This window comes from Pseudomonas sp. W15Feb34 (assembly GCF_023127765.1).
In the GTDB taxonomy this organism is placed as follows: domain Bacteria; phylum Pseudomonadota; class Gammaproteobacteria; order Pseudomonadales; family Pseudomonadaceae; genus Aquipseudomonas; species Aquipseudomonas synxantha_A.
Window position 1 is genome coordinate 1 of sequence record NZ_SPKN01000011.1, and the last position, 22,762, is coordinate 22,762.

The 22,762-nt window shown below is 60.9% G+C and carries 17 protein-coding genes and 1 pseudogene; 11 read left to right on the forward strand and 7 right to left on the reverse strand.

Annotated elements, in window-relative coordinates:
* Nucleotides 1–224: 224 nt before the first annotated feature.
* The gene (locus E4O97_RS06500) at nucleotides 225–2,273 is read right to left on the reverse strand and encodes a TonB-dependent receptor (RefSeq protein WP_248160987.1); all 2,049 of its coding nucleotides are present in this window, start codon (nucleotides 2,271–2,273) and stop codon (nucleotides 225–227) included.
* A gap of 238 nt (nucleotides 2,274–2,511) precedes the next feature.
* On the opposite strand from E4O97_RS06500, the gene E4O97_RS06505 reads away from it, so the two are divergent.
* On the forward strand, nucleotides 2,512–3,495 hold the full coding sequence (locus E4O97_RS06505) for an AraC family transcriptional regulator (RefSeq protein WP_248131616.1): 984 nt from the start codon (nucleotides 2,512–2,514) through the stop codon (nucleotides 3,493–3,495).
* On the opposite strand, the gene E4O97_RS06510 is transcribed toward E4O97_RS06505, so the two are convergent.
* The 3 genes from E4O97_RS06510 to E4O97_RS06520 all read right to left on the reverse strand — a co-directional run bounded on the left by E4O97_RS06510 (nucleotide 3,496) and on the right by E4O97_RS06520 (nucleotide 8,193).
* A complete protein-coding gene (locus E4O97_RS06510) occupies nucleotides 3,496–4,740 on the reverse strand; it encodes a carbohydrate porin (RefSeq protein WP_248160988.1) in 1,245 nt (414 codons plus the stop codon).
* A gap of 54 nt (nucleotides 4,741–4,794) precedes the next feature.
* Nucleotides 4,795–7,203, reverse strand: coding sequence for a glucose/quinate/shikimate family membrane-bound PQQ-dependent dehydrogenase (locus tag E4O97_RS06515; protein WP_078821046.1), 2,409 nt, complete (start codon nucleotides 7,201–7,203; stop codon nucleotides 4,795–4,797).
* Between the two features lie 114 nt (nucleotides 7,204–7,317).
* On the reverse strand, nucleotides 7,318–8,193 hold the full coding sequence (locus E4O97_RS06520; RefSeq protein WP_216091187.1) for a bestrophin family ion channel: 876 nt from the start codon (nucleotides 8,191–8,193) through the stop codon (nucleotides 7,318–7,320).
* Nucleotides 8,194–8,524: 331 nt separating this feature from the next.
* Here E4O97_RS06520 and E4O97_RS06525 point away from each other — a divergent pair, with 331 nt between their 5' ends.
* Nucleotides 8,525–9,376, forward strand: coding sequence for a hypothetical protein (locus E4O97_RS06525; RefSeq protein ID WP_228309729.1), 852 nt, complete (start codon nucleotides 8,525–8,527; stop codon nucleotides 9,374–9,376).
* Between the two features lie 2 nt (nucleotides 9,377–9,378).
* Nucleotides 9,379–10,407: a GGDEF domain-containing protein gene (locus E4O97_RS06530; RefSeq protein WP_032876486.1), complete on the forward strand. Its 1,029-nt coding sequence runs from the start codon at nucleotides 9,379–9,381 to the stop codon at nucleotides 10,405–10,407.
* Nucleotides 10,408–10,422: 15 nt separating this feature from the next.
* On the opposite strand, the gene E4O97_RS06535 is transcribed toward E4O97_RS06530, so the two are convergent.
* Nucleotides 10,423–10,722, reverse strand: coding sequence for a helix-turn-helix domain-containing protein (locus E4O97_RS06535; protein ID WP_050549300.1), 300 nt, complete (start codon nucleotides 10,720–10,722; stop codon nucleotides 10,423–10,425).
* Between the two features lie 91 nt (nucleotides 10,723–10,813).
* On the opposite strand from E4O97_RS06535, the gene E4O97_RS06540 reads away from it, so the two are divergent.
* From E4O97_RS06540 to E4O97_RS06550, 3 genes are all read left to right on the forward strand, one after another.
* Complete coding sequence (locus tag E4O97_RS06540) at nucleotides 10,814–11,905, forward strand: NADH:flavin oxidoreductase/NADH oxidase (RefSeq protein ID WP_032876480.1); 1,092 nt, start codon at nucleotides 10,814–10,816, stop codon at nucleotides 11,903–11,905.
* Nucleotides 11,906–12,109: 204 nt separating this feature from the next.
* Complete coding sequence (locus E4O97_RS06545) at nucleotides 12,110–14,245, forward strand: TonB-dependent receptor (RefSeq protein WP_032876478.1); 2,136 nt, start codon at nucleotides 12,110–12,112, stop codon at nucleotides 14,243–14,245.
* A gap of 240 nt (nucleotides 14,246–14,485) precedes the next feature.
* Nucleotides 14,486–15,085, forward strand: a complete 600-nt coding sequence (locus E4O97_RS06550; RefSeq protein WP_248160989.1) for a hypothetical protein — start codon at nucleotides 14,486–14,488, stop codon at nucleotides 15,083–15,085.
* Nucleotides 15,086–15,101: 16 nt separating this feature from the next.
* Here the strand turns inward: E4O97_RS06550 and E4O97_RS06555 are convergent, their stop codons facing one another.
* Both E4O97_RS06555 and E4O97_RS06560 read right to left on the reverse strand, forming a co-directional pair.
* A complete protein-coding gene (locus E4O97_RS06555; protein ID WP_005787481.1) occupies nucleotides 15,102–15,824 on the reverse strand; it encodes a FadR/GntR family transcriptional regulator in 723 nt (240 codons plus the stop codon).
* 48 nt (nucleotides 15,825–15,872) lie between these two features.
* Nucleotides 15,873–17,609, reverse strand: coding sequence for an IlvD/Edd family dehydratase (locus E4O97_RS06560; RefSeq protein ID WP_005787482.1), 1,737 nt, complete (start codon nucleotides 17,607–17,609; stop codon nucleotides 15,873–15,875).
* Nucleotides 17,610–17,801: 192 nt separating this feature from the next.
* Between E4O97_RS06560 and E4O97_RS06565 the strand changes: the two genes are divergently transcribed.
* The 5 genes and pseudogenes from E4O97_RS06565 to E4O97_RS06585 all read left to right on the forward strand — a co-directional run.
* Nucleotides 17,802–19,124, forward strand: coding sequence for an MFS transporter (locus E4O97_RS06565; protein ID WP_078821050.1), 1,323 nt, complete (start codon nucleotides 17,802–17,804; stop codon nucleotides 19,122–19,124).
* 16 nt (nucleotides 19,125–19,140) lie between these two features.
* A complete protein-coding gene (gene araD1, locus E4O97_RS06570; protein ID WP_122733376.1) occupies nucleotides 19,141–20,133 on the forward strand; it encodes an AraD1 family protein in 993 nt (330 codons plus the stop codon).
* 10 nt (nucleotides 20,134–20,143) lie between these two features.
* Nucleotides 20,144–21,724 carry an aldehyde dehydrogenase (NADP(+)) gene (locus tag E4O97_RS06575; protein WP_248160990.1) on the forward strand — a complete coding sequence of 527 codons (1,581 nt, stop codon included), beginning with the start codon at nucleotides 20,144–20,146 and terminating at the stop codon, nucleotides 21,722–21,724.
* 16 nt (nucleotides 21,725–21,740) lie between these two features.
* Nucleotides 21,741–22,604 (forward strand): SMP-30/gluconolactonase/LRE family protein, encoded by an 864-nt coding sequence (locus tag E4O97_RS06580; protein ID WP_248160991.1) that lies wholly within the window; start codon nucleotides 21,741–21,743, stop codon nucleotides 22,602–22,604.
* Between the two features lie 37 nt (nucleotides 22,605–22,641).
* A pseudogene (locus tag E4O97_RS06585) lies at nucleotides 22,642–22,762 on the forward strand (arabinose ABC transporter substrate-binding protein); the annotation flags it as partial.

The window sequence follows — 22,762 nt, forward strand, 5'->3', positions numbered from 1 at the left end:
GCCAGCGTGGTTTAACGGGGCGCCTGAGATCAAAAGCAGATCAAGATCAAGATCAAGAGCGGCTCGCTGCGCATCGTGGTTACCATCGGCTGCTACACAGCTGTGTAGATACCCATGCCCCGATGGGGGAGTGTCAGTCAGGACATCTGTGACTGATCCACCGCCATCGGGAGCAAGCCCCCTCCCACATTTGAACTCAGGACAGCCGGCCGAATCGCGTCGGTTCAGAATTGATAGGTATAGCCCACGCCCACCGTCCTCCGACGCGACGGCCCACCATAGGCCACCGGGTCACTGTAGAAACCATAGGTGTCATACGTCTGGTTCAACAGATTGTCGGCAAACGCATACACCTCGCCAAACTTGCTCTCCAGCCCCGCCCGCAGGTCGAGTTTCTCGTAGTTGTCCAGGTTGAAGTGGTTCTGCGGGTCAGCCGCGCGTTCACCAACCAGGTGGTAGTTGAGGCTGGTGTTGAGGCTGGTCTGGCCAAGGCTGGCGAAGTTGCCCAGGGGGTGTTTCCAGCTGGCGTTAAAGTTGCCGCTCCAACGTGGTACATCCGGGGTACGGTTGCCGGCGGCGACGTCGCCAGCCTGGATGCCTTGCACACCGCTGGTGATCTTGGCATCGAGGTAGGTGGCGCTGGCGGCCAGGGTCAGGCCGTAGTCGAAGCGCCAGCTACCTTCCAGTTCGGCGCCGCGGGTGCGGGTGTCGGCGTTGAAGGCGTTGGTGGCGAAGGTCGCCGCGTCGTAGCCAAGCAAGTGATCATCGTGCACGCGCGTGTAGAACAACGCACCGTTGAGGCTGCCGCGACGGTCGTCGGTCTCGCTCTTGAAGCCCAGTTCGGCGGCCCTGCTGACGGCGGCCTTGTAGGGTTCGCTGTCGCTGACCTGGGAGGCATAATCATTGAACCCGCCGGATTTATACCCTCTTGCCAATTGCACGTAGACGTTGGTCTGTGGGGTGATCGCATAACTCAGGGCGACGCGGCCGGTGCCGTAGTGGTCGGTGAGTGTGCGCGAGTCGTCCACGGCGCTCGAACCTGCGAAGTATTGGCCGTCGTAGGTCTTGCGGTCCCAGGAATGGCGGTAGCCGGTGGTGAGTTTCAGGCGTTCGGTGAGCGGGACAGTCACTTCGCCGTAGCCTGCGTAGGTGGTGGTAGTGAAGTCGCGGAACTTGGCGCCGGAGGTGCCGTAGGTGTTGCGTGGGGTGTCGTAGCTGCGTTCATTGCGGCTGGCGGCGACGCCGGCGACCCAGAACACGTCGGAATCGGGCAATGAGCCCAGGTGTATATCCTGGCTCCAGCTGCGCTCGAAGGATTTATCCACCACCCAGAACTCACCGGGCGTGCCATAGAGGGCGCCCATCAGCTTGCTGTCGTAGGCGATCAAGCCGGTGAAGTCGGCCGTGCCAGTGGCGGTGGTGGAGGTCAGCCGGCTGTTGGCGAAGTCGTGGTCGACCTTGATCGTGTAGCGCTCGGTGGTCTTGTCGTTGTCGTCGAACAGGCCGGGCGTCAGGTCCAGGCTCGGGTGGCTGCCGTAGGGGCGCAGTACCAGGGAATTGGTGGCGCGTTCGGTCTGCTGGCGTTCGGCGCTGAACAGCACGTGGGTGTCATCGTTGAGGTCCCACAACAAGCTGGCGCGATAGGCTTCGTTGCGCGGTTTGGTAATGGGGTTATGGGTCTGGTCGTTGTCGATCCAGCTGTCGTAGCCGGCACGTCGCACCGCCAGGCGGCCGCTGAGGCCGTCACTGAGCGGTCCGCCAATGGCGCCTTCGGTGAGGAACTGGCCTTTCTGGCCGACTTCACCACGCACATAACCTTCGAGTTCCCGGCTGGGTTGGCGGGTGGTGATATTCACGGCACCGGCCTGGCCGATTGCACCGGACAGTGTGCCCTGCGGCCCCTTGAGCACTTCGATGCGGTCGACGTCGAGGGTGCCGAACCCCAGGCTGCGCGACGACACAGGTACGCCGTCGATATTGAATGCGACCGAACTGTCGTCCATGGACATCTGGTAAAGCGAACCGACACCGCGGATCAACACGTTGAAGTCGTTGGGCCCGCCGGAAGAATTGACGCTGACCCCTGAGGTATTGCGCAGGGCGCTTTCCAGGGTATCGAGGCGTTGGGTACGCAGTTGTTCGCCATCGACCACACTGACGCTGATCGGCACTTCCTTGGAATTTTCCTGGGCCATGCGCGCCGTTACCGTGGAGGCGGGCAGTTGCAGGGGTTCGCTGAGGGTGGCGGCGAAGGCGGTAGGGGTCAGTGTCAAAGCAATCGCTATTGTTATACTATTACGTTTGTAGCAAGATTGACGGGTAGCCGCCGTGTTGCATCGTGCAGACATGATGGGACCTTGACTGAGAGTTCTGATCGGCGTGCGTTGCTCAGGGGCAGCAGCAATCTGGCTTGGCACGTGCGGTGTGCCAAATGCTAATAATTATCAATTGCAGAGTTCTACCCCGATGTGGTCTGATTCGAGCCGTATCCGGTCAGCCAGGAGATTTACGATGTCAGCCGTTCAGGGAGGCGCAGGAGAACCGATGCCGGTCTCGCGAATCATTACGGGAGGGTTTGGTAGCGATCTGGGGCCGGGAGCGCATTGCCGGGTCACGCGTATGACCCTGCAGGAGGGCCTGGACATCGTGCGTTGGCAGAGCACCTTTGAGCAGCCGGTAGAGTTGCCCTTGCAAGACGACAGCGAGTGCATTCACTTCAGCTTCACCAACCTGTTAAAGGGCAAGGCCGCGTGCAGCTTTCGCGATGGGCGCCGGCAACGTCGCTATGTGATTGATGAAGGCGCGGGCAGCATCAGCTTTGGCCGTTGCCGCCACGGCCTATATCACCAGCACGGCGAGATCGACAACATCACCGTCATGATTCGCCCCGAGTTGCTGGCCCAGTGGGAATTGAAGCTCGACCCGCTGCTGAACAAGGCATTGGCCTGCGAACATTGCTTCCTCGACGGCCATCGCAGCGGTGAAATGAGTGCTACCGCGCACATGCTCGGCCTGGCCATGGACCACGGCGCCAGCCTGCCATCGGCCCCGCCGCGCAGCAGCCTGTGGCTGTACGGGCAAAGTGTCACGCTGGTCAGTCTGTTCCTCGAAGCGCGCCAGGATGGCGAATGCACCTGCCGCGTCAGCCACACCGACCGCCAGCGCCTGGTGCGGGCCCGCGATCGTTTGCTGGAGGATCTGGGCAAGGCGCCAAGCCTGTCGGAGTTGGCCCGTGAGTCCGGCTTGAGCCAGCCCAAGCTCACCCGCGGGTTTCGCCAACTGTTCTCCAACAGCGTCTATGGCGTGTTCCAGCAGACGCGCATGATCCAGGCGCGCAGCCGCTTGATGAGCGGCAATGAATCGGTGATGCGCATCGCCTCGGACCTCGGTTATGCCAACGCCAGCCATTTCGCCACGGCGTTCCGCAAGCAGTTCGGGATCAATCCGTCAATGTTGAAAAATGGCGGGCGCGGCAGAGCCCTGGATGCCGGCTGACTAGAAGGTCGCTTTCACCTGCAGTCCCAGCACCAGCGCGTTGTCGATGTTCTGTGCGGAAAACGCCCCCGGCTCGATGATGTATTGCACGTCCGGGCGCAAGGTCAGCCACGGTGTGGCCTGGTAGCCGTAGCTGAGTTCGATCAGCTGTTCAGCGTTGTCCAGGTTGGCGTAGGCCGCATCCGCGTTATCCCGGCTGCGCGGGTTGGGCACTGCACGGCCATAACCGAGGGCGACGGTATCCCGTGGGCGACTGTCGAACGGTTTGTACAGCACCAGCCCCGCGCCATACCACTTGGTGAACGGCGAAGCCGCTTCGCTGGCGGCAGAGTATTGGCCGAAGGCGTGCAAGCTGCGGCCTTGGGAGGATTGGGAGGCCCACACCGCCTGGTCGATCAACAGGTAGTGACCGCCGCGCCCGCTGACGTCCTTGTTGCTGCCAATGCGTTTTACATCGGAACTGTCGTAGTAATAACCGAGCTTGTATTCACCCGGCAGGCTGCCCGCGTGCTTGTAGATCAGCTCGATGGGCACCACGGTGCCGGTGGTGTGCTTGGGCCCCAGGTGCCAGGCGCGGCTGGAGTTGCCATTGCTGGAAGGGTCGACGTTGAACGCAGCCACCCGCAGTTGCCAGTTTGGCGAAAAGTCATATTTCACCCGCGCGCCCAGGTGCGCATTCGGGTAATTGGCCCATCCACTGCCGCCCGACATGTTCAGCGGATGCCCGCAGAAGCCGGCGTTCATGAAATTGCACAAAATGCCGCTGTCCAGGCCGCCGAGGTCATTGCCCATGGCCATGTAGCCGAGCTTGATGTTGAGTGCGGAGGTGAACAGCGTGCGCTCGTAGCTCAACTCGGTGAGGCGCGTGTAGAGGCCGCCGTAGTTTTCCTGGATCGGCAGGCGGTTGCCCACCAGGTCTTCGGAAGCGCTGTTGCCGCGCCGGTCGTTGATGGTCAGCTGGATGCGGTCGCCGTTGTTGAAACCGTAAAGCTTGCCCAGGTCGAACTGCACGCCGAGCTTGAGGTTTTGCGAATAGCGCGCCGAGCGATGCTGGCCGCCGTGGGCGTTGTAAGCGGTTTCGCCGCTGTAGTCGCCGGTAAAGCGGATGCCTTGTGCGTCGAGCTCACGGCGCAGGCCGCCCCAGTCGCCGGTCAGGGTGGTGTCGTCGGCTTGAACGGGCAGGGCGGCAGTCAACGCCAGGCCGAGCACCAGGCGCCCAAGGGAGGTATGAGAAGTAGGGTTCATGCGGGGTTCCAAACGCAAAGCGCGGTGCGGGAGCACCGCGCGAACAGAGGGGGGTTACGGCAGGGCGTAGGCGATCACGTAGTCGCCGCGGTCGGTGGACTGGCGCGCGCCGCCGGCGGTGACGACGATGTACTGCTTGCCGGTTTTTGGCGACACGTAGGTCATCGGGCCACCCTGGCTGCCGACCGGCAAACGGGCTTTCCAGATTTCGTCACCGTTGCCACTGTTGAAGGCGCGCAGGTAGAAGTCCTGGGTGCCGGCGATAAATATCAGGCCGCCTTGGGTGGACAGCGTGCCGCCCAGTGTCGGCAGGCCGACTTTGATTGGCAGGTGCATGCGGATGCCCAGGGGGCCGGTGTCTTCAACCGTGCCCACCGGCACTTGCCAGGCAACTTTTTGCGTCTTCATGTCGATGGCGGTCAAGGTGCCGAATGGCGGTGCCTGGCAGGGAATGCCGGCCACCGACAGGAAGCGGTTCTTGTTGACCGCGTAAGGCGTGCCCTTGAGCGGCACGGCGCCCATACCGGTGTTCAGCGCTTCACCACCGGAAGAGGCCTGGGCCTTGTTTTGCGACGGCACCATTTGGATCCACAGCCCCAGGCGCATGTCGTTGACGAAGATAAAACCGTGTACCGGATCGGTGGAGATGCTGCCCCAGTTCATGCCGCCGAGCGAACCCGGAAAGCTCAGGGATTTATCGGTGCCCGGCGCGGTGTACAGGCCGTCGTAACGCATACCTTTGAAGTCGATACGGCACAGCAACTGGTCGTACGGGGTGGCACCCCACATGTCCGATTCGGTCAGGGTCTGCGCGCCAATCTGCGGCATACCCACCGATTTTGGCTGGGTCGGGGAGTATGGTTCGTTGGGAATGTTCGCGGCCTTGACCGGCACTTCCTGCACGTCGGTCAGCGGTTTGCCGGTGGCGCGGTCGAGCACGTAGATCTGCCCGGCCTTGGTGCCGATCACCACAGCCGGTACCGTTTTGTCGCTGCCTGGCGGGGTGAAGTCGATCAGGCTCGGCTGCATCGGCAGGTCGAAGTCCCAGAGGTCATTGTGGACGGTCTGGTAGACCCACTTTTCGGCACCGGTGGACGCGTCGAGCGCCAGCACGGAGGCGCCATATTTGTGGTTCAGCTGGGTGCGTTCCACGCCGTAAATGTCGGTGGAGGAGCTGCCCATCGGCAGGAAAACGGTGTTCATCAGCGGGTCGTAGGACATCGGCGCCCAGCTGTTCGGCGTGCTGCGCACATAGGTGCTGCCCGCGGCCGGCGCTTGCTTGTCTTCAGGGTTGCCTGGGTCGAACGCCCAACGCATCTGGCCGCTGATCACATCAAAACCACGGATCACGCCGCCTGGCATATCGGTCTGCACGTTGTCGGCGACACGGCCACCGACAACGACGGTGGTGCCGGCGATCAAAGGCGCCGAGGACAGTTGGTAGTAGCTGTCCGGCACATTACCCAGGCCGGCTTTCAAGTCCACTTGGCCATGGGTGCCGAAGTCTTCGCAGAACTTGCCGGTGTCGGCATCCACGGCGATCAGGCGCGCATCAATGGTGTTGGTCAGCAGGCGACGCTGGCACTGCGCACCGGCAGGCACGCTGGCGGCAATGATCGGCGAGCTGTTGGGCTGGGTCGGCTGGGCAATCGGCGCAGTGGCGTCGAAGTAGGCCATGCCACGGCAACGCTGCCACACCGCTGACTGGGCGTTGACCTCGTTCTTCCACAGCTCTTTGCCGGTGTCGGCGTCCAGAGCGATCAAGTTGTTGTGCGGGGTGCAGATGAAGACTTTGTTGCCGATCTGCAAGGGCGTCAACTGGTCTTCGGCGCCGTTGCCGTCGCTGATGGCCACGTCACCGGTGTGGTAGGTCCAGGCGACTTTGAGTTTGTCGATGTTGTCGCGATTGATCTGGTCCAGCGCGGCGAAGCGGCTGCCGCCCTCGGTGTTGCCGTAGTGCGCCCAGTCTTTCTGTGCATCGGCTTCGGCTACCGGGGTGATGCCAGGGCCGGCACCGGTCGGCGCCACGCTTGGGTGAGCGACGAACATATTGCCTGCCGCCACCGCCACGCCGACTGCCAACAAAGCCGCGACCGCATAAGCGCCACGCGCCGGTTTGCCGGCCAGCAATGGATATACCAGCGCCACCACCACGCCGATCACTGCGAACATGAACAGCCGCGAGAACAGCGGCCAGTACACCAGGCCCACGTCGGCCACCGCCCATACGGCCGTACCGACGAGGAACGCGGCAAACAACCACGCTCCGGCAGGCTTGCGCCGAGCGATCAACAGGCCGGAGACAGCCATGGCCACGCCACCTGCCAGGAAGTACCAGGAACCTCCCAGGCTGACTAGTTTGGCGCCACCCACGGCAAGCGCAAGGCCGAGCAGGGCGATGACAACGCCCAGGCCCAGGAGTAGAAATCTAGAGACGCCAGCGGCGCGCGATGCTCGTTTCATGTCGAATAGACTCGAGTGAGAGAGGGCAAAGACGCGATTTTAGCAAGATAAGTAACCGGTTAGTACATTGTGCCTCGTAATAGTCTTTTACAACTACGGCGACGATGCCTTGGCTCAGGCCAACGCATCGCGCTGCATCGATTGCAGGTTCTTCTCAATGGTTTCGCAAATCGCCTCCATCTGGATCTGATGCTCGCTGGAGTGAAACGGGCTTTGCAGGTCGGTGCCGATCCGCTCGATGGCCAGCAGCATAAAACCCACTACCGTGGAAGCCAGCGGGGTAAACCAGCCGAGAGATTCCACCAGGCCCACCGGTACGATCAGGCAGAACAGCGAGATAAACAGCCGCGGGAAATACACGTAGGGGTAGGGCAGTGGCGTATTGGCGATGCGCTCCATGCCGCCTTGGGCATTGGACAGGTCGACCAGGGTCGACTCCAGCCGCGCCAGGCGAATACTGTCCAGGTGACCGGCCTTGTATTCCTTGGCCAGCAACGCCGCTGACCCGGTCAGGATGTCATTGGCAAAATTGTTGGTCGCGCCATTGCGGGCGAATTCCTCGGCGGGGATAAACGCTCGCACTTCATCCGGGCAGGGTTCGCCCTTGAGGTGGGCGGCCAGACAATTCACATACGCCACATGGCGGCGCAGCAATGTGGCTTTGATCGGATTCACTTCGCCGCCGGGGTCATCCAGCAGCGTCAGCACCTGGCGCGCAAAGCTGCGCGAATTATTGACCATCGCCCCCCATAACGTGCGCGCTTCCCACCAGCGGTTATAGGCGCTGCTGTTGCGAAAACTGATCAACACCACCAGCGCCGAACCCAGCAATGTCAGTGGCATCAGCGGCAGGTTGATCTTGGTGGTGAGAAACAACATGAAGTCCACGGTTACTGCCACATCCCACAGCAATAGCCAGAACAGGGCCCAGCCCACATAGCCCATGGTCTTGATGATCAGGCGATATTTCTTCAGGACGGCAGCTTTCAAACGAGAACCTCGCGGCGGGCGGTTGGCAACAATGCTCTGTTACGACGCCACGCAAGGGAGAAAGGTTCGCCGGTTGCTGAATCGATTCGTCGACCAGTCACTCGCTTCGGAGGATGTAACGAGAAGTTACGCGCAGGTGTGCGCAGAGGGTCCACTTGAATCTGGAACAACTTTGGTACTGATGACGTCTTGTCCGGCAATCGCTGTACATTGCGTTCGAGGCAAAAAGCCATTAACCGTAGGGTTTACCACGTGATTTGTTTTGGGGCCGGGCTGCAGGGATTTCGTAGCTGAGATCAGTGGAATCAAGTTGGATGATCAGGGCTCTTTCATGCATGTCAGTTCGTTGAAGTCGGCTATGTGTAATACCGCGCAAGCGCTCGAACGTCATAAGGATTTTGAATCGTGCCTGAGAGCGCATTACCACGTGCTGCTCGTGCCCTATTCCCGAAGACCGTTTTTCTACAAGAGTGCACTTAAATACAGCCGTTTGATGGTGTCGTTTGCCTTATTGAGTGAATACTTCGCCACACCCTTACCGTTATTGTCGGAAGTTAAGACCCTGTGTGTGACGCGCAGGTATTGTTCAAAAAACAGCCTGGAATCAATGTTCCTTTTATTGCGGGCGCTGGGCTTCATGGACGTCGCGCCGCACCCCGAAGACAGTCGCTTCAGGGTCTACGCGCCGTCGGATGAGGCCTGTCGCGAAGCGCGTTTGATGTTGACCTCGCTCACCGAGTCATTGGCGCGGCTTTACCCTGAACGGGCGATTTTCCGGCAAATGCGCGAGTTGGATGACCGTGGCTTCCTGTCCCTTTATTTCAAGGGCTTTGCCATTATCCTCGACGCCGATCTCACGGTGGATGTACTGCTTCCCGAGTGTTACTGGTTGGTGAAAAGAGACGCCGGGCATCTGTTGATGCTGGCGATTTATAACGATGCCTTCGCGCCGGAAAATGATCGGGCCACGTTCCGGTCATCGTCTTATCTGGCCTTGGCCAAGCAACTTTCCGTGTCCAAGACTCACATTATTCGAATGGTCCAGGAGGGTGTCGAGAAGGGGTATTTCAAAGCTCACTCCAAGACCCGGCTGGAAGTGCTGCCGCCTTTTGTCAGCCTGGTAAAACGCTTTATGGCCTTTTCTTTTGCGCTGGGCCTGCATGCTATTGAGATGGGAGCGTAAGGATGCCTGCTAACTTGAAGTTAAGGCCCAGGATGCGCAGGTTGTTGTCGCCTGCGGTGACCCAAGCGGAATGGATCGGGATCATTGCCTGGGTCGGTATCTGGCTGATTCATCCGGCCATGCAGTTCGACCTGTCCATGTTGGGTGTCACCATTGGCCTGTTGCTGGTGTGCCGGTTTCACTCCAAAACCGCCAACTTTCTACTGTGGCGGATGCTGGGAGTGGCCTATATCGTGATGTTATCCGTGGGGTTTGCCTATGTCATTGGCCTTAATCAGGAGTTGCGTATCTACGGCTTGCCCCTGGCCGTCACCCTGGTGGTCGGCAGCGCTATCTTGTTTATCAGTGTTCAGGATTATCTGGTCGGCGCCCTGTTGGTCTGGTTCATATTATGGTCGCCGATGCAGGCCGATATATATGCAGGAACACAGGCTTATCTGCTGATATTTTGCGCATCTTCGGTCTCCATCGGTTTTATCCTGAGTTATTCGTATTTGAAGAACCTGCGTTCGGTGTTGTTGGTGGAAAGCGAGTTTCGCGCCTTGGCCGAAACCGATTATTTGACCTCGATCCTTAACCGTCGCGCTTTTATGCAAAGCTTCGAACAGCTGCTCGACAGCGGCCAGGCTGGCTACTTCATCATGTTGGATATCGACAGCTTCAAGGCAAAAAATGATCTGTACGGTCACGATGTCGGTGACAAGATCCTGCGGGCCATGGCCGTGTGCCTGAAAAACGCCAAAGGCAGCCACAGCTTTGGAAGAATCGGCGGGGAAGAGTTCGGCGTGTTGTTGCAGGACGATGACCCGGTCTTCGCCCGTGAGTTCGTGCTGGGTTTGTTGCAGGCCATACGCTCAAGTGTTGCCGCGCCTCACAACTACACCTGCAGTGCGGGCATGGCACGCTTCGCGCCAGGTGACGAGTTATCGGCGGTGCTCAAGATGGCGGACAAAAATCTCTACGGCGCCAAGCGCAATGGCAAGGACTGCGTGCACCTTAATGGCGTGTTGCTGCAGCCTGTTGCGTCCTGAGGGGCAAAACGCCCGCTAGGATTGCGCAAGAACACTCGCCAGCAACCCGGGAAAGCGGCTCTCAAGCTCTTCACGGCGCAACGAATTCATATGGGTGGTGCCCACATTGCGCGTGTGTACCAAGCCTGCATCACGTAATACCCTGAAGTGGTGGGACATGCTGGACTTGGGTCGCCCGCCATCCAGTTCACCACAGCTGGCTTCGGCCACGCCGGCCAGGCAGCGCACGATGTCCAGGCGCACGGGGTCGCTGAGGGCGTACAGCACGCGCTCAAGCGTCAATTCTTGCAGGGTAGGGTGTTTGAAGGCTCGCATGGGGCGGATCATAACAGGGGGGTAGCGTTCAATACCATAGTTCGATTACCATCGAACTATCGAATCACACACGCTTCTCTCGGAGTATCTGATGTCCGCATTGTTCGAACCGTTCAAACTCAAAGACGTTACCTTGCGCAATCGCATTGCCATCCCGCCGATGTGCCAATACATGGCCGACGACGGCATGGTCAACGACTGGCACCATGTGCACCTGGCCGGCATGGCCCGGGGCGGTGCCGGCCTGCTGGTAGTCGAGGCCACAGCAGTCGCACCGGAGGGGCGTATCACCCCAGGCTGCGCCGGTATCTGGAGCGATGCCCATGCCCAGGCGTTCGTGCCGATGGTCAAGGCCATCAAGGCCGCAGGTTCGGTACCGGGCATCCAGATCGCCCACGCGGGCCGCAAAGCCAGCGCCAACCGCCCATGGGAGGGCGATGACCACATCCCGGCTTCCGATGCCCGCAGCTGGGAAACCATCGCGCCGTCGGCCATTGCATTCGGCGCCAATTTGCCCAACGTGCCGCGTGCCATGACCCTGGAAGACATCGCCCGCGTCCAGCAAGACTTCGTCGATGCCGCCCGTCGCGCCCGCGATGCCGGTTTTGAATGGATCGAACTGCACTTCGCCCACGGTTACCTGGGCCAAAGCTTTTTCTCCGAGCACTCCAACCAGCGCACCGATGCCTACGGCGGCAGCTTCGATAACCGCAGCCGTTTTCTGCTGGAAACCCTGGCCGCCGTACGTGAAGTCTGGCCGGAAAACCTGCCACTGACCGCACGCTTTGGCGTGATCGAATATGACGGCCGCGACGAGCAGACGCTTACCGAGTCCATCGAGCTGGCACGCCGCTTCAAGGCCGGTGGCCTGGATCTGTTGAGCGTCAGTGTCGGCTTCACGATTCCTGACACCAACATCCCGTGGGGTCCGGCGTTCATGGGGCCAATTGCTGAACGTGTACGTCGTGAAGCCGGTATTCCGGTGACGTCGGCGTGGGGCTTTGGTACTCCGCAACTGGCCGAAGGCGCGCTGCAGGCAGGTCATCTGGACCTGGTTTCGGTAGGGCGTGCGCATTTGGCCGATCCGCACTGGGCGTACTTTGCCGCCAAGGAGTTGGGCGTGGACAAGTCCTCCTGGACCTTGCCGGCGCCTTACGCACATTGGTTGGAACGCTACCGTTGAGGCCAGCCAGCCGGTGATATGAGCCACTCGATTGAGTGGCTTTTTTTCGCCCGTGGTTTTTGCAGTACCCGCTCGATACAACGCCGATACTTGAAAAATAACAAATGAGAATTGATATCAAACGAGAATATGCTGAGATATGATGCGCGGCGAATTATTGGCAGGTTTGCCGCCCCATCTGGCTCATTCACTAGGTTTACATCCATGCGTCGTACCCTGATTTCAATCTGTGTGCTCCAGGCGTTTTCCCCTTTGACCTGGGCAGAGGATGCCCCTGCTGAAAAAGCCAGTATCGAGCTGCAAGCCACCAATGTGACCGCTACTGCAGACTTCGAATCGGCGCAGGGCCCGGTGCAGGGCTACCATGCCACCCGTTCAGCCAGTGCGACGCGCACCGACACCTCGATTCATGAAACCCCGCAGTCCATCAGCGTTGTCTCCAAAGACGTGGTCGAGGATATCGGCGCAACCCGCCTGCAAGATGCTCTCGACTACGCCGGCGGCGTCGGCCGCGCCAACAACTTTGGCGGCCAGGGCCTGACCACCTTCACCGTGCGTGGCTTCACCACCGGTGAGTTCTACCGCAATGGGTTCCCGATCAACCGGGGTTACCCGAACATGCCGGATGCCAACACCATCGAACGCCTTGAGGTGTTGCGCGGCCCCGCAACCATGCTCTACGGCCGTGGCGACCCCGGTGGTACGTTCAACGTGGTGTCCAAGCAACCCTTGGCCGAACGCACGGTCACCCTGGGCAGCCAGGTGAATGACCAGGGCATGAAGCGCGGCACCCTGGATGCCTCCGGCCCTCTGGACGAAGAGGGCCGTCTGGCGTATCGCCTCAACGTGGTGGGCGAGGGTGGCGATACCTTCCGCGATCATGTCGAGACCGAGCGCTACGGCGTGACGCCGGTGATCACCTGGCAGGCCACCGACGCCACCAAGGTGACCTTCGAAGGCGACTTCATGCGCAACAACCACCCGCTGGACCGTGGCCTGACGCGTTTCCCCAACCAGCGCGGCACGCCATCGCGCGATACGTTCTGGGGCGACAAGGATGCCGGCAAGCTGCACAACGACAACAACATGGCCCAGTTGCGTTTCGAGCACGCGCTCAACGACAACTGGACCCTGGGCGGCGGTTTCCAATGGTTGGACGGCAGCTTGAAAGGTAACGCCATTGAAGCCAATGGACCGAGCAGCCTGGGCGCCGATGGCCGTACCCTGCAACGCAACTTCAACTACCGCAAGCTGGAATGGACCGACAAGGATTACCAGCTCAACCTGACGGGCCACTTCTCCACGGGCGGGTTCGAGCACACCTTGCTCACCGGTATCGAGTACGAGGATTACGACTACAAGTCGATCATCCAGCGTTCCAGTGCGGCCCTGGGCACTTACCCGATCGACATCTTCAATCCGGTGTACGGCCAAACGCGACCGGCGCTGACTCGCACGCCCACCCACGATAAAGAAAACCTCAAGACCTACGCCGCCTTCGTGCAGGACCAGGTGGCACTGACCGAGCGTCTGAAAGTCTTGGCAGGTGCGCGTTTCGAGCGTTTTGAACATGACTACCAAAGTTATGTGGCGGGAGTAAAACCGTGGACCGCCGCCGACAACGCCGTCACCCCGCGTGTGGGCGTGATCTACGACCTCACCGACACCGTCGCGGTCTATGCCGACGCCGCCCGTTCGTTCAAACCCAACACCGGCGCCAGCCGCGAAGGCGGTGGTTTCGCGCCGGAGAAAGGCAAGTCCTACGAGATGGGCATCAAGTGGGAGGCGCTTGATCGTCAACTGAGCGTCGACGCGGCGATCTACCAGATCGAAAAGAAAAACGTGCTGGCCACCGACCCTTTGGACAATACCCTGAGTGTCGCGACCGGCCAGGTACGCAGCCGCGGATTTGACCTCAACGTGGCGGGCAACCTCACACCCGAGTGGCGTGTGATCGGCGGCTACGCCTACGTGGACGCCGAAGTGACCCGCGACACCACCCTGCGCGCCGGCACCCGCTTGATGAACATCCCGCGCAACAGCTTCAGCCTGCTCAACGTCTACGAGTTCCAGGACGGCGCACTCAAAGGGCTGGGCCTGGGTGCCGGTGGTAAGTACGTCGACCAGCGCGCCGGCCAGACCGCCAATACGGCCTTCTCGATGGACGCCTACACCGTGGTCGACCTGCTGGGTTACTACAAGGTCAACGAGCAGGTGCGTCTGAATCTGGACGTGAAAAACCTGTTCAACCGCGAGTATGAGGAAGGCGCGTTCGGCAATATCTACGCTTACCCAGGCGCACCACGCACCGTGCAGGTCGGAATCTCCTACACCCTATAAGGCTATACACAGTACTCAATGTGGGAGGGGGCTTGCTCCCGATAGCGGTGAGTCAGTCTCAATGTTTTTGACTGATACACCACTATCGGGAGCAAACCCCCTCCCACATTTGCAGCTGCGTTACTGTCAGGTTTGACAGTAGACAGTGAAGGGCGATGGAGGGATGTTTGCCGTTAACGTGTCAGCGTAGTGGTCGGCGCTTATTATTTTTCCAAGCCACGCTTAATAGGGATATTAAAAATGGAACAGGAACTCATAAATGAAGTTGAAGAACTGATTAAAAAAACCAACGATGCGGAGCGTCTGTTCACCCGGTACGCCACCAAGTGCTACACGTCAGCCTTGCAAAAATACGCCAAGGAAATCAGCGAGACCTCATACACGTATCTGTTGGCCGAGCTTGCCGAAAGTTCGTTGAGCTCCGAAATCCTCGGCCGGCCAGGTGCCAATATCAGCCTGGTCAGGATCGAGATAGAGGAGGTTATGCTCGAAGCCGACGTGATCAAGAAATTGAAACGGGCCGAAACCCACTATCTGGAAACGTTGGAATCGGTGCGTAAGTTCGAAGACCTTAAACGCTTTGAAAAGATGCAGGACACGTCCGATCTCGTGCGCTCGATAAAACTGGGTGTGTCACGTTTCAATATCCTGTTTGTCATCCTGCTGATCGGCGGCTTGACGTGGGCGGCGATCAATCTGCCTAAAGAAGCCCTGGCGCTTATATCTGCCGCTATCGGCGGGGCTATCACCCACTTGTTGTCCGAGCGCCAGGCGGTGCTGGCGCTGAAAAAAGAGGGCGATAACACCTGCCCCAGAGCCAACAATAACAATCAGGAGTGAGTGCGACGGGGTGGGGTTACAACGGCGTCAATACATTCATCACCGTATCCAGCGCCACCCGCGTGTCATCCAGTTGTACCAGCGAGGCATGCCTTGCGCCCAGCGCATCGCGGTTCTGGATCGCGGTGAGGATTGCCTTGTGCCGGGGCAGGCTCAGGCCCTGGATATCCGGGCGGCGGTTGGTGATATTGATCGACTCGCGCAGCGGCAACGAGAGCATGTTGCACATATAGGCGAGCAGGTCGTTGCGGGTGGCGTCGGCAATCGCGCGGTGGAAGTCCAGGTCGGCCTGCAACAGGTCCTCGTGGGTCTTGGCGGTTTCCATGCCCTGGTAGGCTTGTTCGATGATGGCGATGTCTTCATCGGTGGCGGTGGTCGCGGCCATGGCAGCGATTTCCGGTTCGAGGATGCGGCGCACCCCGGCCAGTGTATTGAAGAACTCACTGTGGGGCGTGGACTGCATCAACCAGGACAGCACATCCGGGTCGAGCAGGTGCCATTTCAAGCGTGGCCGTACCACCGCACCCACCCGTGGCTTGGAATACACCAGGCCCTTGGCGCTGAGCACCCGCGTCGCCTCGCGCAACACTGAACGGCTGACCTGGTATTCCTCGCACAGCGTGGCTTCCATGGGCAACCGTTCTTCGGGCTTGAAGCGACCGGAAACGATGTGCATGCCCAGGTCCTGAACGATCTGGGCATGCTGGCTCTTGCGCGGCTTGGGCGGCTGGTGATCCATAACGACGGGCAGGCTCTGGCTTGAATTCGCCGCATCATAGCATCCCAATTAGTGGGAATGCCGTGGGACTTCCGCTCCGCGACAGCCCACCAGGAAGTCAAAGTCGCAGCCCTGGTCGGCTTGCAGCACATGGTCGATGTACAGTTGGCGATAGCCACCGACGATCAGCTTTTGCGGTGGCGCCAGATCAGCCATGCGCGCCGCCAGCTCGGCGTCGGGGATGTCCAGGTGCAGGCGGCCATTGGCGCAGTCGAGTTCAATCCAGTCACCTTCCTTCACGGCCGCCAATGGCCCGCCGGCAGCGGCTTCCGGTGCCACGTGCAAGACCACCGTGCCGTAGGCGGTGCCGCTCATGCGCGCATCGGAAATGCGCACCATGTCAGTCACGCCCTGGGCCAGCAGTTTGGCCGGCAGTCCCATGTTGCCGACCTCGGCCATGCCTGGGTAACCCTTGGGGCCGCAGTTCTTCATGACCAGGATCGAGTTGGCGTCCACGTCCAGCTCCGGATCGTTGATGCGCGCCTTGTACATGTCGAAGTTTTCGAACACCACCGCACGGCCACGGTGTTGCATCAGTTCGGCGCTGGCGGCAGACGGCTTGAGCACCGCACCCAACGGCGCCAGATTGCCGCGCAGCACGCAGATGCCGCCGTCGGCGCGAATCGGGTTGTCGAGGGTGCGGATCACTTCGTCCTGGCCGTAGATCGGCGAGTCCTTGGTGTTCTCGCCCAGGGACTTGCCGTTGACGGTCAAGGCGTTCGGGTGGGGGATCAGGTTGGCCTCACCCAGGCGACGCAACACGGCAGGCAGGCCGCCAGCGTAGTAGAACTCTTCCATCAGGAAGCGCCCTGAGGGTTGCAGGTCGACGATGGTCGGCATGCCGCGCCCGATGCGGGTCCAGTCATCGAGGTCCAGCTCCACGCCGATGCGCCCGGCGATGGCTTTAAGGTGAATCACCGCGTTGGTCGAACCGCCGATGGCCGCGTTCACGCGAATCGCGTTTTCAAACGCTTCTTTGGTGAGGATCTTCGACAGCTTCAAGTCTTCGCGCACCATCTCGACCGCACGCATACCGGACATGTGCGCCAGCACATAACGCCGCGCATCCACCGCTGGGATCGCCGCGTTGTGGGGCAGGGACGTGCCCAGTGCCTCGGCCATGCACGCCATGGTCGAGGCGGTGCCCATGGTGTTGCAGGTGCCTGCCGAGCGCGACATGCCGCCTTCGGCCGCTAGGAAGTCATCCAGGGTGATGGTGCCGGCTTTGACCTGTTCGCTGAGCTGCCACACCACCGTGCCCGAGCCGATGTCCTGGCCCTTGTGTTTACCATTGAGCATCGGCCCGCCGGTGACCACGATAGCCGGCACGTCGCAACTGGCAGCGCCCATCAGCAGCGCCGGGGTGGTTTTGTCGCAGCCGGTCAGCAGCACCACACCGTCAATCGGGTTACCGCGAATCGCTTCTTCCACATCCATGCTTGCCAGGTTGCGGGTCAGCATCGCGGTAGGGCGCAGGTTGGATTCGCCGTTGGAGAACACCGGGAACTCCACCGGGAAGCCACCGGCCTCGATCACGCCGCGCTTGACGTGCTCGGCGATCTGGCGGAAATGCGCGTTGCACGGGGTCAGCTCCGACCAGGTGTTACAGATGCCGATGATCGGCTTGCCATGGAACTGGTGGTCGGCAATGCCCTGGTTCTTCATCCAGCTGCGGTACATGAAGCCGTTTTTGTCGGCGGTACCAAACCATTGGGCGGAGCGTAGGCCGGGCTTTTTGTCAGGCATGATCGATTCTCTTATTGTATGACTATATGTTCTATGCGTGCTTAAACATAAGCGCAAAATCGCTGCTTTGGAAGTGTTGTTTTGTAAATAGTCATACTATATAGTCTTTCTCAACTGAGGTATGACCCTGGCGGATTTCGCGAGAGGCGTCCCCCCGAGCTTCTATAAAAACAACAATCGGAGATCGACCCCATGAGCCAGGAATTGCGGCTTATTCGGCGCATCACGCTGAAACTGATTCCCTTCCTGATCCTGCTGTACCTGATCGCCTACGTAGACCGTTCCGCCGTAGGGTTCGCCAAGCTGCACATGGGCGCCGACGTAGGTATCGGTGACGCTGCCTATGGTTTGGGCGCAGGGTTGTTCTTCATCGGCTACTTTCTGTTCGAGATCCCCAGCAACCTGATGCTCGACCGCTTCGGCGCGCGGCGCTGGTTTGCGCGCATCATGATTACCTGGGGCGCCATCACCATCGGCATGGCCTTTGTGCAGGGGCCGCACAGTTTCTATGTGATGCGCTTTCTGCTGGGCGCGGCGGAAGCGGGGTTCTTCCCCGGCGTGTTGTACTACATCACCCAGTGGTTCCCGGTGCGCCATCGCGGCAAGATCCTCGGGCTGTTCATTCTCTCCCAACCCATTGCAATGATGATCACCGGGCCCGTGTCCGGTGGTTTGCTCGGCATGGACGGCATTCTTGGCCTGCACGGCTGGCAGTGGCTGTTTATCGTGATCGGCACCCCGGCGATCTTGCTGACCTGGCCGGTGCTGCGCTACCTGCCGGACGGTCCCAGGCAGGTCAGCTGGATGAGCGAGCAAGAGAAAACCTGGCTTACCGGCGAGCTGGAAAAAGACCTGCAAGCCTACGGCCAGACCCGTCACGGCAACCCGCTGCACGCGCTCAAAGACAAACGCGTGCTGTTGCTGGCGCTGTTCTACCTGCCGGTGACCCTGAGCATCTACGGCCTGGGCCTGTGGTTGCCGACCCTGATCAAGCAGTTCGGTGGCAGTGACCTCACCACCGGCTTCATCTCGGCCGTGCCGTATATCTTCGGCATCATCGGCCTGCTGATCATCCCGCGCAGTTCCGATCGATTGAACGATCGCTATGGCCATCTCGCCGTGCTCTATGTGCTCGGCGCCATTGGCCTGTTCTGCAGTGCCTGGCTGAGTGTGCCGGTGCTGCAGATGGCCGCGCTGTGCCTGGCGGCCTTCGCGATGTTTTCCTGCACGGCGGTGTTCTGGACTTTGCCGGGACGTTTTTTTGCCGGTGCCAGCGCGGCGGCCGGCATCGCCTTGATCAACTCGGTGGGCAACCTTGGCGGCTATATCGGCCCGTTCGTGATCGGGGCGCTCAAGGAGTACACCGGCAACCTCGCCTCGGGCCTGTATTTCCTATCCGGCGTGATGCTGTTCGGGTTGCTGCTGACCCTCGTGGTCTACCGCTTGCTGGAGCGCAAGCACGTACTGCCCGTCGATCAATTTGCCGCCAGCGCCCGTGGCGCCACACGTACTTAAATCCAGGAGAACCTGCATGCGTTTAGTTCAGTTCGAGTTGAGCAACGGTGAGCGCCGCGTCGGCGTGGTGGAAGGCGACACCCTGCGGGAAGTGCAGGGCGCGCACAGCGTGCGCGAATTGGCCCTGGCCGCCATCGAAGCCGGGGTCAAATTGCAGCAACAGGTACAGAGCCTGGGCCTGGGTGCCAGTCATGACTACGCGGCGCTGCTGGCCGAACTTAAAATCCTGCCACCGCTGGACCACCCGGACCCGGCCCATATGCTGATCAGCGGCACCGGCCTGACCCACCTGGGCAGTGCCTCGGCCCGCGACAAGATGCACCAGCAGGCCGGTGATGACAGCGCGATGACCGACACCATGCGCATCTTCAAATGGGGCGTGGAGGGCGGCAAACCCGCTGCCGGCCAGGCCGGTGTGCAGCCGGAGTGGTTCTACAAGGGCGACGGCAGCATTGTCGTGCGTCCAGGCGCCGCCTTCCCGGTGCCGCCGTTTGCCGAAGACGCCGGCGAAGAGCCGGAAATCGGCGGCCTGTATGTGATCGGTCACGACCGCAAGCCTTATCGCCTGGGCTTCGCGGTGGGCAACGAGTTCTCCGACCATGTGATGGAACGCAAGAACTACCTGTACCTGGCCCATTCCAAACTGCGCAGTTGCAGCTATGGCCCGGAGCTGCGCGTGGGCGAGTTGCCCGCGCATCTGGCCGGTACCAGCCGCATCCTGCGTAACGGCGAGGTGATCTGGCAGAACGAATTCCTCAGCGGCGAAGCCAACATGTGCCACAGCCTGGAAAATCTTGAATACCACCACTTCAAATACAGTCAGTTTCTCAAACCGGGCGATGTGCATATTCACTTCTTCGGCACCGCTACCCTGTCATTCGCCGACGGTATACGTACTCAACCGGGCGATGTGTTCCAGATCAGCCAGGCTGAGTTCGGCGCGCCATTGATCAACGGCATCGGCACGGTCGACGCGGTATTCGAACCCGGCCACGTCATCACCCTTTAAGGAGACCTACATGACCCAGTTCCTCGGCCACAACTACATCGGCGGCCAGCGCAGCGCCAACGGCAGCGTCAAGCTGCAGAGTATCGATGCCATCACCGGCGAAGCCTTGCCCCAGGATTTCTACCAGGCCACCCCGCAAGAGGTGGATGCCGCCGCCAAAGCCGCAGCGGCCGCTTACCCGGCCTACCGCGCCTTGAGCGCCGCACGGCGTGCGCGGTTTCTGGACGCGGTGGCCGATGAGCTGGACGCGCTGGGCGATGATTTCGTCGAGTTGGTCTGCCGCGAAACGGCGTTGCCTGCTGCCCGTATCAAAGGCGAGCGCGGGCGTACCAGTGGCCAGATGCGCTTGTTCGCCACCGTGCTGCGCCGTGGTGATTTCTACGGGGCGCGTATCGACAAAGCCCAGCCCGACCGCCAGCCGTTGCCGCGTCCGGACCTGCGTCAATACCGTATCGGCCTGGGCCCGGTGGCTGTGTTCGGTGCCAGCAACTTCCCCCTGGCGTTTTCCACCGCCGGTGGCGACACCGCCGCTGCGCTGGCCGCCGGTTGCCCGGTGGTGTTCAAGGCGCACAGCGGGCACATGGCGACCGCCGAGCGCGTGGCCGATGCGATCATCCGCGCCGCCGAGGCCACCGAGATGCCCGCGGGCGTGTTCAACATGATCTTCGGCGGCGGTGTCGGTGAAGCGCTGGTCAAGCACCCGGCAATCCAGGCGGTGGGCTTTACCGGTTCGCTCAAGGGTGGTCGTGCCCTGTGCGATATGGCGGCCGCACGCCCGCAACCGATCCCGGTATTTGCCGAAATGTCGAGCATCAACCCGGTCATCGTGCTGCCCCAGGCCCTGCAAACGCGTGCCGAGAGCGTCGCCCGCGACCTGACTGCCTCGGTGGTACAAGGCTGCGGCCAGTTCTGCACCAACCCCGGACTGGTGATTGGCATCGCTTCGCCTGCGTTCACCGCGTTCACGCAACAGATCGCGCAATTGATCGGTGAGCAACCGGCGCAAACCATGCTCAACACCGGCACCCTGGACAGCTACGGCAAGGGCCTGGAAAAACTCCTGTCTCACCCGGGCATCCAGCATCTGGCAGGCAGCGCGCAAGCGGGCAACCAGGCTCAACCGCAACTGTTCAAGGCGGATGTACGCTTGCTGATCGACGGCGACGAAGTGCTGCAGGAAGAAGTGTTCGGCCCCACCACGGTGTTTGTCGAGGTCGTCGACCAGGCTCAACTCAGCGCCGCCCTGCATGGGCTGCACGGCCAGTTGACCGCCACGATCATCGGCGAACCGGCTGACCTGCAACAGTTCGCCGAGTTGACGCCGCTGCTGGAGCAGAAGGTCGGGCGCATCCTGCTCAACGGTTACCCCACGGGGGTGGAAGTCTGCGATTCGATGGTGCACGGCGGGCCGTATCCGGCGACCTCCGACGCCCGCGGCACCTCGGTCGGCACCCTGGCCATCGACCGTTTCCTGCGGCCCGTGTGCTTCCAGAATTACCCTGATAGCCTGCTGCCCGACGCGTTGAAAAACGCCAACCCGTTGCGTATCCAGCGCTTGGTGGATGGCGCACCGTCTCGAGAATCGCTGTAAGTCATCAGGAGGCCTCATGTCGTTGAGCGCAGTCACCCCACACCGTGCCCGCTTGGGCGAAGGACCGTTCTGGGATGTTCGATCCCAGGCGCTTTACTGGGTGGATATCGCCGCCAAACAGGCACTGCGCTGGATGGACGGGCAGTTGCAGGTGTGGCCGTTGCCCGAGCATGTCTCGGCGTTTATTCCGTGTGAAAGCGGCGATGCGCTGGTGACCTTGAGCAGCGGTGTGTATCGCCTCGACCTGGCTACCCAGGCGCTGACCCTGCTGTGCGTGGCCGACCCGCAGCCGGGCAATCGTGGCAACGAAGCGCGCTGCGATGCCCAGGGCCGGCTGTGGCTGGGCACCATGCAGAACAATATCGGTGAGCAGGGCGAAGACCTGCCCATCACCCGGCGCTCCGGTGGCCTGTTCCGTGTCGATGCCGATGCGCGGGTCACGCCGTTGCTGACCGGGCTGGGCATTCCCAACACGTTGCTTTGGAACGAGGAGGGTAGCCAGGTGCATTTCGGCGACAGCATGGACGGCACGCTGTATCAGCATTCGATCCAGTCCGACGGCCAGCTCGAACCCGCCCAGGTATGGTTTGCACCCCATGAGCGCGGTGGGCCGGACGGCTCGGCCATGGACAGCGAGGGCTACATCTGGAACGCCCGTTGGGACGGCAGTTGCCTGCTGCGCCTGACGCCCGCAGGTGAGGTCGACCGCATCATCGAGCTGCCGGTCAGCCGTCCCACCAGTTGCGTGTTCGGTGGGCCCGACCTCACCACCTTGTATATCACCAGTGCCGCGAGTCCCTTGGATCACCCTTTGGACGGTGCGCTGTTGGCCATTGAAGTGGATGTCCCTGGCAAGCCTTGCCATCGTTTCGCCGGTTAAACCCAAGACTCAAAAACAACAACAAGAGGTGTCGTTCATGAAAAAGGTTCTACGCGTTCTGGCTGCCGCTGTTGCGTTAAGCAGCCTCAGCAGCATCGTATCCGCCGAAGAAGTGAAGATCGGCTTCCTGGTCAAGCAGGCCGAAGAGCCGTGGTTCC